Raw genomic sequence first — 13775 nt, forward strand, 5'->3', positions numbered from 1 at the left:
ATTAAGGAGAAATTATGAAATTAATTGTTGGATTGGGAAACCCAGGTGTTGAGTACGAGAGAACAAGACATAATGTAGGTTTCATGGTTATTGACAAACTTGCCGAGAAATTAGAATGTCCCCTAAAGGAAAAAAAGTTTAATGGAATTTTTTATAAGGATAGTGAAATAATTTTAGCTAAACCCTTGACATATATGAATAATAGTGGCGAATTTATTAAAGCAATTTGCGATTATTTTGAAATAATGATCGACGATATCATTGTCGTTTATGATGATATGGATACAGAACTTGGCAAAGTTACTATTAGACAATCAGGCTCTTCAGGAGGCCATAATGGCATTAAGAGCATTATAAACCATCTAGGTACCCAAGATTTTAAACGTTTAAAAGTGGGGATTGGTAGAAAGGAAAACGCTATTAACTTTGTTTTAGGAAAATTTAGTTATAGTGATTCATTGGTAATTGAAAAAGTTATTGATGCAGCATCTGATGCCTTAATTCAATTTATTAGTAATGATATTCGTTATGTTATGAATAACTATTCAGGTAAAATTTATGGAAAATAAGTTAATTGAATTAAGACAAAAATTTTTTAATGAATTTATTAATAACCTTGTTTCATTGGATGAAACCTTTATCCTTGGCATTAGTGGTGGACCCGATTCAATGTGACTGCTCAATCTTATGAAAAATCAAAAAATTATTGTTGCTTGTGTTAATTATAATAAGCGTGAGGACTCGTGAAAAGATGAAAAAATAGTTCGAGATTTTTGCTATAAAAATAACATCGTATGCGAAATTTTTTCAATAGAAAAATCAAATGATCATGTTGGTAATTTTCAAAAAATAGCACGTGATCAAAGATATACATTTTATAAAAAAATTTATGATAAATATAAGGCTAATTATTTAGTTCTTGCGCATCACAAGGATGATTGTCTTGAAACATTCTTATTTCAGAAGCAAACTTTTAGACACCCAAAACAATATGGAATAATGCCATTAAATAAAATTAATAACATGAATATTTTTAGACCGATGATTAATTTGTGATATAAAGATGAAATTTTAGCATTCTGTAATCAATTTGCGATACCATATGCTATTGATTATACAAATAATTTGCCTATATATACTAGAAATAAAATTAGAATTGGACTAAAAAAATGTTCTTCCTTACAAAAAGATGAATTATTTCTAAAATTAAAATTCTTGAATAAAGAATTAGAGAAAAAACAAAATCTTGTAAATAATGAATTTAAAAAGTTTAGAGAATCTAATTACAATTATAAAATTCTAAATTTTGATCATTGTTATATTAATGAAATTTTATTTGAATATTTGCACGCTAATGTTAAGGATATTAAAATTTCATTAAATAAATTAAATTCATTTAAAAAGTTTATTATGTCTCAAAAAAATTTTAAAGGTTTTAAAATTAATGATGAAGTAATTATCTATAAGAAGCAAGCGTCTCTAAAAATTTGTAAAAATTAATTTTTATTTTATAATTTTGCTAATAAATTATATTAAATTACTATAGAAAGGAGTTTTATATGGGAAATAAAAATAACTCTCCACAACCGAAAGAAAAGAAAAAAATTGGATTATTTGGAATAGTTGGGATTTTTATTGCTATTGTTGCCTTTATAGTTCTTGTTTTAATTGCAGTTGATCAAATTCGTGCTGCTTCAATCAAATACGAGAATCTAGGTTTTTTAGAAAAAGTCGTAAGAGAAACAGCAAAAAGTCAAACTGATGGTCTTTATGTTTCGCAATGATTAGAAAATACTTATTCTGATACTTTAAATATTACAGTTAATGGGACCCAGAATGAATTGCAATTTTTGCTTGGTCGAAAATTTTATCCCTTTTCATCTTATTCATTTACGATTAACTTAAGTGGATTATTAGAAAGGGAATTACCATCTTCATTAATTTCATGAACAAATACTAAAACATATTATGAAGCTCTTAGTGCCATAACTTCAACAAGTGGTGGTATTTCTGGCTCATTTAGTTCAGCACCAATTCCACAGGCTGGCATCTTCGAAAAATACATAAGTCCAGCAATTAATGTAATCTTCTTTGGAATTATTATTATTGCTATTGTATTTAGCTTAAAATCAATGTCAAGAAGAGGATTGGGCGGTGATTTTGGTATAGGTAATAAATCATTAGCACAAAGAGTATATTCAAATAAAAAATTCTCAGATATAGCAGGAAATGAGGAAGTTAAGGAAGAAGTTAAAGAATTAGTTGATTATTTAAAAAATCCTAATAAATATGATGCTGCGGGTGCCAGAATCCCTAAAGGTATTTTACTTGGAGGCCCTCCAGGAACTGGTAAAACCTTAATTGCAAAAGCTACAGCAGGGGAAGCTAATGTGCCTTTCTTCTTTATTTCTGCTTCGAATTTTGTGGAAATGTTCGTTGGTCTTGGGGCCAAACGTGTTAGAGATATGTTTGAAGAAGCAAGAAAACATGCACCTGCAATTATATTTATCGATGAATTGGATGCTGTAGGTAGATCGCGGGGCGCTGGAATTGGTGGCGGAAATGATGAAAGAGAACAAACTCTTAACCAATTGCTAGTAGAAATGGACGGCATTAAGGAAAATAGTGGAATTTTAATTATGGCAGCAACTAATAGAACTGATGTTCTTGATCCTGCCTTATTAAGACCTGGTCGTTTTGATAGAACTATTACTGTCGGACTTCCTGATATTAAAGAAAGAGAACAAATCCTAATATTACATGCGAGAGGAAAAAGAGTTGATCCTAAAATTAGTTTCTCACAATTGGCTAGAAGAACTCCTGGATTTTCGGGTGCACAACTCGAAAATGTAATTAATGAGGCTTCATTATTGAGTGTTAGAGAAAGAACTCTATTTATTACTTTAGAACAAATTGATGAAGCTATTGATAGAGTTATGTCGGGTCCTGCTAAGAAATCAAGAACAATTTCTGAAAAAGAAAATATAGCAGTTGCGTATCATGAAGCTGGGCATGCCGTTGTCGGAATTAAAATGAAAGGCGGCAATAAGGTACAAAAGATTACCATTATCCCTCGTGGTCAGGCAGGTGGATATAATTTAATGATGCCTGAGGAAGAAAAATACAATCGTTCAAAATCAGAATTAATTGCTATTATTACTTCATTTATGGGTGGCCGTGTCGCCGAGGCGATTATTTATGGAAAGGAAAATGTGTCAACTGGTGCTAGTGATGATATTGCTAAGGCAACATCTATTGCACGTAGAATGGTTACTGAATGAGGTTTATCTGATTTAGGTCCTATTAAGTATGAGGAAGATACATCAAATCCATTTTTAGGGCGGGATTATATGAAAAACGCTTCCTTTTCAAACAAGGTCGGCCAAGAAATTGATGAACAAATTCGCAAAATTATTCTTACAGCAGAACGCGAAGCACATAAAATTATTTCCGAGAATCGCGATTTATTAGAGTTAATTAAAGACGCACTTATTATTAAAGAAACAATCGTTGCTGAGGAAATTGAATATATTGCTGAAAATATGAAATTACCAGAAGGGCTAAGCAAAACAAAAGAACAATTAAAAGTAGATTATTCAGAAGTTGATTTTAATAATTTATTTAATGAAGTTTCAGGAGCTAAAAAAATAACTGAGGATAAATATAAAAACGACTTAGCAGAGGAACTTGCAAAACATGATGTTCCATTGGATGATAATTTGTCTGGTAATGATGAAAATGATGATAATAATTAAAATTGAATAACTTTTTATTTAAAATCCCAATAGACAATAACATGGTGTCTTTTGGGATTTTAATTTAATAATTTGTCATATGTGTTATATTAAGTGTCTTTTTTAGCTTTAATTTGTTTATGTAATTGTTATATATTATAATTTAGTTAATTATAAATTACTGTATAGATAATGTAAATTAAACACGCAAAGGAAGAAAAGATTATGAAGAAGAGTTTATTAAAAATATTATTGCCCTTAACAAGTATCGGAATTGTTCCTGTTTTAGCAGTTTCATGCTCTAATTCTGAAAAACAATTATTAGAAAAAGAAATTGAAAATGTTAATAAAACTATCAAAGAGGATAAAAGTTTAACTGCCGAAACAAAAGTTTTATTAGCGCAAAGTGTTACAAAGACAAGAAATTTATTAGCTCAAGCGAAGTCAGATGCAGAAATTAAACAAATAAAGGATGCATTTATTAATGAAATTAATGAGATTAAATTAAAAAACAAACAACAACCAACGCCTAAACCAGATGACAAATCAGGCGATAATCCAAGTGCTCCTATTGATGAAACAAAAAAAGAAAATCAAGTAATTAAGAAATTAAAAGATATCTTTGAGGTTAGTGAAGAAAATAAAACTAAATATGGTGCTAAATTATTAAATAAAGAAGTTTGATTATGATATGGCAGAAAAGATAAAAACATAGTTGTAACACAACAAGGTAAGAATCCTAATTGAAGCAAGCCACAACAAGTAATTTTTAGTATAAAGTCATCTGATACATTTGATGGAACACAACTTGTTAATGCTAAAGATTCTACATATGAAGGAAAAAAAGGAAAAGCGTTACAATCAAGATTAGATTATAAAATAATTAATAAACAAGAAAAAGAAGATGATAAAAAACAAAATAAACTAATTGAATTTGAAGTTGTTGTAGAATACAAGGCGGCAACATTTAATAAGAATGGAAATCATACAATATCAGATATTTCTAATACTTCTACTATAAAGTTTTCTATAGCAAAACCTTTAGAAGACCCAAAAGTAAAATCTGTTGATGAATTTATAAAGACTACTATAGGTAAATTTAAATTAAATAATGATTATTCAAAGAAATCAACCTTAAAGGATGATTTAAAACAAAAAAAGATTGATTTGTGATATTCATATAGCTCACATGCAATTATTTATACAGAAGTAAATCAACATCCTAACTGGAGGGATGTAAAATCAACCGACAATGTATTGTTATCTGAAAGCGATATTGAGTGAAATAAAGACGGAAAAAACTATCAACTTGCAAACCCTTCTAACCCAACATACATTAGTAAAAATAAAACAAAAATCAGCAGCAAGCTTGATTACGAAGTTAATGAAAAAGACGGTAAATTTACTTTAATAATTAAATATAAAGGTGCTGAATTTGTTAAAAATGGTGCTCCTATTATTGGCAATGAAGTTGTTTCTTCCGAAATAGAAATTGCTTAAAATAAAAAGAAAATAGAGGGAATCTCCTCTATTTTTATTAGTCTTAAATATTCTAAATATCGCCGGAATTTATTAATTGTTTTTTAATATCGTTAATAAGTTTTTTAGAAAAAATACCCCTTTTTAATCTACTTTGTTCTTCTAAAAAATCAAGTTCATTATAGATGCGATAAATCAATTTTAAAGGATAATTTAACTTGGTTATCGATTCTTTAAAGTCAATTCAGTCAATAACGTTAAACTCATCATCGTTGTAACATTTAATATCAAGGTCAAAGTCAATGTATTTAATGATATTATCCTCAATAAAAAAAGGGCTAGCTAAATTAACATAAATATTGTTTGGTCTATCATCATTAAGAGTTATCGAAGCATTATAAAATTTATTTTTGGCAAAGAAAAACAAAATAGGTTTTGAAACTAGCCAGTTGATATTTGATTCTTGCACTTTTGTTTTCATTAATAAAACAACAACAAAATCATCAAGATTAGCTATGATTTTACACCCTTCATATTGTCGATATAATGTGCCATCATACTTAAAAGCTTGAACAGAAACCAGCTGACCCATTTGATATAGTTTCTTAGGTTTTCTTGATTCTAATTTTGATATATTTTCTTGTTTTGCTAAATCATGAAAACTCTTAATCTCATTATTAGAGCTCATGTATCCTCATTTTTAAATAATTAATATATGTATAAGAAACTAATTTTACTTAGTTAGTTATCATAAAAATTATAAACAAAAGTTACTAAAAACCATCTTTTTTAAAAAATATGCAAGAAGGTTTTATACAATTTTATCTATGAGATTAAGACATAATAAAAACGCATTAAGCACTCTCGAAAATAGCGAATTTTATATTAACCAATTCCCTTATACACCTAAAAAGGATGCTGTTGTTGAGATTGGTATGGGAAAGGGCAAGATGCTTTCAGAATTAGCACTATGTCATCCGGAAAATGAATATATAGGTATAGAGAAATACTCGACCCCAGCATTATCAGCGCTCAAAAAGATTGAACAAAAGTCTTTAAAAAATATGAAGATAATTGTGGGTGATGCTGCTAAACTTAATGAAATTATTGCGGATAAGGTAAAAACAATTTGGCTAACTTTTTCTGATCCATGGCCTAAAAAAAGGCATTTTAAGAGGAGACTAGTTTATAAAACTTTTTTAGAACAATATAAATCTGTTCTTGATAAGGAAGGCAAAGTTTATTTTAAGACTGATAATAATGGGTTATATGAATTTGCATTGGAACAATTAAAGGAATTTAACGCTGATATAATTTATCATACGTCGGATTTACATAATTGTAATTATCAAATTGAAAATAAATTGACTGATTATGAAGAAAAATTCAGAAATGAAGGCAAAAAAATTTATTTTATTGCTTTTAAATTTTAAACCATAAAAAGTTTATGGTTTTTTTATGCCTTTAATTTTTATGTCTTTTTTGATATAATTAATATATTACTTTGTAATATATTATAGGAGTAAATATGCTTAATGATGAAGAAAAAAAACTAGATGAACTAAAAATGAGCCAGGAAAAAAGCAAAGAGGAAACAATAGATGATTTTTATGCGGTTAGCGACGAAATTAAAAGAGTTTTTGATGACGAGCCAAAAGAAACAATAGATGATGAAGAGGAATATATTCCCCAAAATAATGAAAGCTATGTTGTCCAAAGTCAAATTCTAGATAGTGAAGTAAACGGGCTAAGACCAGCTGATCTTGCAACGGTAATGAAGAGTTCGTTTCTTGAATATGCAATGAGTGTTATTGTTGCAAGGGCTTTACCTGATGCAAGGGATGGACTAAAGCCAGTTCATCGTAGAATATTATATGGTATGAGCGAATTAGGGATGTTTCATAATGTGCAACATAAAAAATCTGCTCGTATTGTTGGGGATGTGTTGGGTAAATATCACCCTCATGGTGATAGTTCAGTTTATGAAGCAATGGTTAGAATGGCTCAAGATTTTTCTTTGAGATATCCTTTAATTGATGGCCATGGTAATTTTGGTTCTATTGATGGCGATTCTGCTGCGGCTATGCGTTATACAGAAGCAAGGATGTCAAGGATTGCAGGCGCTATGGTTGATGGTATTAAGAAGAATACTGTTGATTTTATTGATAACTATGATGGGACAGAAAAAGAACCAGTAGTATTGCCTTCTAGATTTCCTAATTTATTAGTTTCCGGTTCATATGGTATTGCTGTTGGTATGGCAACAAGTATCCCACCTCATAATTTAAATGAGGTTATCGATGGTGTTTGTGCATTGGCAAAAAACCCTGATATTACAATAAGTGAATTAATGGAATATATTCAAGGTCCAGATTTTCCAACTGGGGGGATAATTTTTGACAAAGAAGGTTTAATACGCGCCTATGAAACAGGAGTTGGCCGTGTTACTATACGTTCAAAGGCAACTATTCAGGAATTGAGTAACGGCAAATCTAAAATTATTATTACAGAAATTCCATACGGTAAAAATAAAGCAAGCTTAATTGAAAGTATAAATCATTTAATTAAGGATAAAAAAATTGAAGGAATTTCCGATTTTCGTGATGAATCAAACCGTGATGGTATAAGAATTGTAATCGAAATTAGGAAGGCATATGTCCCAGAAGTTATTTTGAATAAATTATTTAAATTAACAGAATTTCAAACTAGATTTTCATTTAATATGGTAGCTCTAGTTAATAATGAACCGCAAAAACTTAATTTAAAAACTGCTTTAGAAGTATATTTAAAACACCAAATTAATGTTCTTACAAGAAGATTGCAATTTGATTTAGAAAAAGATTTAGCAAGAGCTCATATTTTGGAAGGCCTTAAAATTTGCGTTGAAAATATCGACCGTGTAATTGAAATTATAAAGAAATCAAAAACTGATGTAGAAGCACAAACAGAATTAAGTAATAAGTTTAATTTAAGTGAAATTCAAACCAAGGCCATTGTTGATATGAGACTTGGCAGATTAACTGGATTAGCTATTACTAAGATGAATGAAGAGCTGGCATTAGTTCACGAAAGAATTGGCGAATATCAAAGAATATTGGGCGATAAAAATGCTTTAATTGATCTAATAATAAAAGAGTTAAACGAAATCAAAGAAGCATATGGAGATAGCCGTAAAACACAAATTAATTGAGATGAAGCCTCTGATATTAATAATGAGGATTTGATTCCTAGAAAGGACGTTGTCATTACTGTTACTACAAATGGCTATTTAAAACGTTTAGATTTAGATGAGTACAAAGAACAAAACCGCGGTGGCGTTGGTGTTTCGACTGCTAAAACCTATCAAGACGATGATATTCAAGATATTCTGGTAGCTAATACACATACTGATTTATTGATATTTACTACTGGAGCTAAGGTTTATCGTGTAAGAGGATATGAAATCCCAGTGGGGACTAAGCAATCAAAAGGTACACCAATTATTAATATCATTGGTGCTTTAAGTAGTGATGAACGTGTTATAAAAATATTAAGTGTTGATGATAGCGACTATGATAAAAATAAATTCTTAGTAACTGTAACTAAGAAAGGAATTATTAAAAAATCACATTTATCATTATATAAATTAATTAATCGAAACGGAAAACTGGCATTTGGATTGCGGGATGGAGATAGTCTTGTCGAGGCACTAGTTGCGACTGATAATGAGGATATCTTTATAGCAGCCAATAATTCAAAATTATCACGTTTTGAGGTGGCTGATATTAATTCAAAAGGTAGATTAGCAGCTGGTGTTGTGGGAATAAAATTAGGAGAAAATGAAAAGGTAGTTTCTGCTTCGACCTCGAGCGAGGGAAATTATATTTTTAGTCTTGGTGCAAGTGGATATGGAAAATTAAGCCTTGTTGATTCATTTAGAAAAACAAAAAGAAATTCAAAGGGTGTTTTAGCTTTAAATGAAGGAAAGGCTGGTGAACTTGCTTACTCAGCAACTGTAAAAGGAACTGAGGATATAATTGTTATAACCGACGAGGGTGTTACAATTAGATTTTCACTAAAAGCCGTAAGTATTACTGGAAGAAATGCAAAAGGAGTTAAATTAATCGATCTAAAGAAGAGAAATTCTTCTATTGTTGCAGTGGCAAAAGTAATTAACGAAACAGGCGAGGAAAATGAAACACGTCAATTGACTGATACTGAATTAAAAGATATTACCAGTGATGTTGATCTTGATATTCAAAATGAAGAAAAGACCAATAATAATGAATAAAAATTGTTTAAATAAAAAATATAATATTAAATTAGTTAGTCAAAATATTATAAAATATTAGATGTATTTAAACCAAGCACAAAATAAATCTTTTGTTGTTATATATTAAATACGCATAGTTGCAAGTAAAAGTCCATTTTAGGACTTTTTTATTACTTTTTTAGTGCTTTTATAATGCCTATGTTAATTATGCTATAATTTCACTATAAAATGAATAAATCAATCAGATTAAGAATTAAAATCAATAAAATCTAAGGGATAAAAAGGCCACTTTTTTGTGGCCTTTTCTTTTAAATTTACGGAGGAACTTTATGTCTAAAAATAGGAGAATTTTATTATCAATAGGGTTAATTTCACCATTAATTACCATTCCTGTGATATCAATTTCATGCAGTCAGGATGAAAAAAAAGATTTAAAAAAAATTAAGAATTTATTAAAAACTTCTGTTGAGGAAACAAACAGAATCTTTAGTGCAAATAAGGCATCGCTAGCTTTTAGCTTCGAAGAAGAGGAAGTTTATCAAAAGGCTATAGATAAAGCTATGGACATTTTAAAAAACAGTAGTGATTTAATTATGATAGAATCTACTACTAATCATATGGAAATAGCAAAAAATGAAATGGAATCTAAAATTGCTAATTTGTCAAAAAAATCTGATCAAGAGTTGCTTAAATTAGCGGAATCGTATACAAGATTTAGTTATCCAAGTATAGAAAATACTACATTAGCACAAGCTGATTTGAGCAAAATTATTAAGATTTTGCCTAAGACTTTTGAATTTAGTCAATACAAGGCTGTTAAAAACGAAGAAACTAATGACATTACCTTTATATATCGACTACAAAAGAAAAATACCAATATAAGACATGAAAAAAATAAATTTTTCATTCTAACTGGATGAAAAAAAGGTATGAATCAAATAAACAAAGAATTAGAAGAAAAAGCAAAATTAGATGAGAACCTTACAAAGTTAAAGATAAGATTTAATAATGAAAAGGCTTATCAAAATGTACTTACGAATGTATCAATTAATAATTTTGAAAATAAGCCTAACTTTGTTGTTTCGGAATATGATAAAAATTTTTATAATTTTGAACTTTCTAATCTAGTTAAGGTGTCTGATAATGAATATAAAATTGATATTCTATTATATTCAAATACAGACAAAAAAATAAGTAAAAAAATAACCAAAACAATTGATAAAGAAAGATATGCGCATCCTTCTTCTATTAATCCTCATAATTTAACACAAGAAAAGCAAAAAGAATTTTTAGTTGCACAACTTAAGAATGTTCTTGTTTATCCTTATTATTCAAAAGATAAAACATTTATCGAAAAGGGCGATTATGCAAAATTAACCAATAAATCTTATTGATTAACAACAAAGAATCATCAATTACAATATGTTTTTAAAGATATAAAAGAAGAAAACGGTATTAAAAAAATAACTATCGAAGTTTCCTTTGCTGATTGAAGCAAAAGCCCTATGATATCATATGACGTGCAATTTGATTTGAATAAATTAGGCATTGAAGAATTAAATAATATAAGAAAGCAAAAAGGCCAAGAACCTCTTGAAGATATTCAAGCTCCAACTAATACCATTGAAAATAAACAATATAAACAAATAAAATTAGTCGATTTTAAGGAAACGTCTTCTGATGAATATCTAACTAGTGATAATGGTTTTAAAAGAATTCATGATAAGGCTTTGAAGAATCTTAAATCAAAAGAATTAGTTTTAATAAATAATGAAATTAAAGAAAAAATTTTAAAAGATGGTGAAAAATTTATAGCAGCCCAACATTTTGAATTTAACAAAAATACTTATCAAATTGATTCAGAATTATTCTTTTACAATTACACCCAAACCTTTATTGATACACAAAATGTTCTAATATTCTCAAAACCAATTATTGAAAACAAAAAAATTAAATCAATAAAAGTAAGTTTGGGTAGCTTGTCTGATGTTCTGAATAAAGATTATGCAAGAATAAGCTCAACAAGAGTTAAAATTAACGATGAAAAAACAGCAAAAGAGGATATAAAAAGACTTCAATTAACTGAAGAAATAAAAGCAAGAGGTTTTGATAAAAAACTTAAATATAACGGTAGTTTTACCAGGGAAAATTTTAACCTTGACAATTTAGTTTACGAAATAAATGTACCTGAAGGATTTGAAATAATTAAACCTACAAAATTCGAGGTTAAGACCAAAAATTCTAAGACAAAAATTTCTGTAATTGTTCGATACAAAAAAAATAATATTGAATCCTTTGCTTTTGTTACTGTATTTGAAGTTAATTAGTATAAATTTTATTGGAAATAAGTAATTTAAAAATTTATATAAATAAAATTCTAGGTTTTTACTACCTAGATTTTTATTTATAGTTTATAAACACAAAAGTAAAAAAAGTCTTAATTTTGAGCCGTGTTGATTTTTATTAGAGACTAGAAGTTATTTTTGCAATATGTTAAAATACACTTATTTTTTTAGATACATAATTAATTTTGTTTCTAATTATTCTAATAATTGGATAAACTGCAAATATAGCAAATGTATAAATTGGTATTTCAACTAAACTCTTAAATATGATAGGTACCATAAAGAAGAAATAATATTCACTATGTTTTCATGTCCCACTTCGGAAACGGTTATGATAGTTAATGTATGCATACGGACCTCATAATCATCTAGTTATGATTAGTATTCCAAATACAGTTAATAAAATATTGAATAATAGAAACATTGCATATTTAACGTGAACATTTCTTGTCACTAAATATGTTATTAAGAATGCTTCCGATATTATTCATATAGACGCTATTCCAAATGTAGATATGCCTATAACAGCGTTGATTGATAGTTTTCTTTTTCTTTTTAGAGACCCCTCACTAATTGGTAGGGAATTATATTCTTTTAGTAGGATTAAAATAAAAATTGTTGTAATAATGGTTAGAAAAATAAAACCAATTGCTCATGTTGCAGTTTCGTTTTTTTTATTTAATCCTCTCATAAAATATCCAGCAAGAAAAGCTATTAAAATAGGGACAATCGCATACTCAGGCATCCATGTTGATATTCCAAAGATCAGTTGATTAATCGTATCACATAATAAACCAATAATTGCCCCTTTTCAAGGCCCAAGCGCAAGGCCAAAAATAATAAAAACTGCATATGTTATTGAAATGTTAAAAGCACCAATAAATACAAATTTTTCTATGGCTGCGGACACCATATATAATGATAATAATAGACCAAAAAGTGCTATTTCAAAAATTGAAAACCGATAGGTTTTAGTTTTGATATTTCTATGTATATCTTGAACTCAATTTATAAAGAAAGCACATACCCCCTTAATCATGATTTTTAAGATTAATTAATTATAGCAAATATAGAAATTAAGCTAGTAAATTATTAAAATCCTTAAATAGTTTCGCCCATTAAAAATAGAACTATAAAAAAGTTAATAAAACTGTTTTAATTTGTTTAAACTGCTAAATTTTGCTCATAATTCTAAAACCAGGAAAAAAGCAAATAATAAATTCCAAGAAGGCAAAATAATGCAGGAAGATGATTTAATTAAAAAAGAAAGAGAAATTAATAATACGCAAAATTTCACAGAATCTCACGGCAAATAATCTTCAAAACCTGAAAATAAAGGCAATGATTTAGATAACTTAATTATTGATGATAGCAATGAAAAAGGCGATTTTAAGGATATTCAATCTAGTATGATTGGTTAAAAAATAAAAATGTTGGTGATGATAAAACACAAAAAAGGTAATGGTAGACAGGACTTATAACAAAGTTAAGCGGAATTAAAAAGCGTATCACAAAAGCAAGATGTCCCAACATCGAGTATTGACTTATGTGCTGCGAAAATAAAAAAAATCAAAGAAAATGAAAAATGATTATGCAAAAAAGCAATTAGCTTTAAACCTTTTCTAAACCTGAATCGAATACTTTAAATTAAAATTATTGAAGATGTGTAAGATAAAATTGCAATTTAACTAAAAAAGAGTGCCACAAAAAGGTAATAGCAAATGTGAATTATTAATAAAGGAATTAGGATGATTTTGGAATCATCCTATTTTTTATATTGATGGCTTAAACCAGCATACTCAATTGATAAAGCAAAGAATAACTTTTATTTATAAAAAACAGAATTTTTTGATATTTTGTTAATAAATTTCACAAAAAAAAAAAAAACTATGGTGTAATTTAGTAAATTAATAAACATTTTAAGGGGAAATTTATGAAAAAATCTAACAAAATTTTATTAACATT

General features: G+C 28.1%; 10 protein-coding genes. 9 read left to right on the forward strand and 1 reads right to left on the reverse strand.

Features of this window, described 5'->3' with window-relative positions; all coding sequences use genetic code 4:
• Positions 1–14 precede the first annotated feature (14 nt).
• The 4 genes from pth to ACWXVP_RS00240 all read left to right on the forward strand — a co-directional run bounded on the left by pth (position 15) and on the right by ACWXVP_RS00240 (position 5234).
• Entirely contained in the window at positions 15–569 is a 555-nt protein-coding gene (gene pth / locus ACWXVP_RS00225) for an aminoacyl-tRNA hydrolase (protein ID WP_444704941.1), read from the forward strand.
• Entirely contained in the window at positions 559–1500 is a 942-nt protein-coding gene (gene tilS / locus ACWXVP_RS00230; protein ID WP_455994026.1) for a tRNA lysidine(34) synthetase TilS, read from the forward strand. Before pth ends, tilS begins: the two co-directional genes overlap by 11 nt.
• A gap of 59 nt (positions 1501–1559) precedes the next feature.
• Positions 1560–3755 carry an ATP-dependent zinc metalloprotease FtsH gene (gene ftsH, locus ACWXVP_RS00235; protein ID WP_455965999.1) on the forward strand — a complete coding sequence of 732 codons (2196 nt, stop codon included), beginning with the start codon at positions 1560–1562 and terminating at the stop codon, positions 3753–3755.
• Positions 3756–3959: 204 nt separating this feature from the next.
• Positions 3960–5234, forward strand: a complete 1275-nt coding sequence (locus ACWXVP_RS00240; RefSeq protein ID WP_456012512.1) for a hypothetical protein — start codon at positions 3960–3962, stop codon at positions 5232–5234.
• Positions 5235–5286: 52 nt separating this feature from the next.
• On the opposite strand, the gene ACWXVP_RS00245 is transcribed toward ACWXVP_RS00240, so the two are convergent.
• Complete coding sequence (locus tag ACWXVP_RS00245) at positions 5287–5901, reverse strand: DUF402 domain-containing protein (RefSeq protein ID WP_438340542.1); 615 nt, start codon at positions 5899–5901, stop codon at positions 5287–5289.
• A 139-nt stretch (positions 5902–6040) separates the two neighbouring features.
• On the opposite strand from ACWXVP_RS00245, the gene trmB reads away from it, so the two are divergent.
• The 5 genes from trmB (at position 6041) to ACWXVP_RS00270 (ending at position 13126) form a co-directional block, all read left to right on the forward strand.
• Positions 6041–6646, forward strand: coding sequence for a tRNA (guanosine(46)-N7)-methyltransferase TrmB (gene trmB, locus ACWXVP_RS00250; protein WP_455966003.1), 606 nt, complete (start codon positions 6041–6043; stop codon positions 6644–6646).
• A gap of 95 nt (positions 6647–6741) precedes the next feature.
• Positions 6742–9483, forward strand: a complete 2742-nt coding sequence (gene gyrA, locus ACWXVP_RS00255) for a DNA gyrase subunit A (RefSeq protein ID WP_456012514.1) — start codon at positions 6742–6744, stop codon at positions 9481–9483.
• 311 nt (positions 9484–9794) lie between these two features.
• Positions 9795–11792 carry a variable surface lipoprotein gene (locus ACWXVP_RS00260; RefSeq protein WP_456012515.1) on the forward strand — a complete coding sequence of 666 codons (1998 nt, stop codon included), beginning with the start codon at positions 9795–9797 and terminating at the stop codon, positions 11790–11792.
• A 359-nt stretch (positions 11793–12151) separates the two neighbouring features.
• Positions 12152–12778, forward strand: a complete 627-nt coding sequence (locus ACWXVP_RS00265) for a hypothetical protein (protein ID WP_438340546.1) — start codon at positions 12152–12154, stop codon at positions 12776–12778.
• A gap of 192 nt (positions 12779–12970) precedes the next feature.
• Positions 12971–13126: a hypothetical protein gene (locus ACWXVP_RS00270; RefSeq protein ID WP_456012517.1), complete on the forward strand. Its 156-nt coding sequence runs from the start codon at positions 12971–12973 to the stop codon at positions 13124–13126.
• Positions 13127–13775: the final 649 nt, after the last annotated feature.

The sequence above is a fragment of the Mycoplasma sp. 1781 genome (assembly GCF_053851675.1).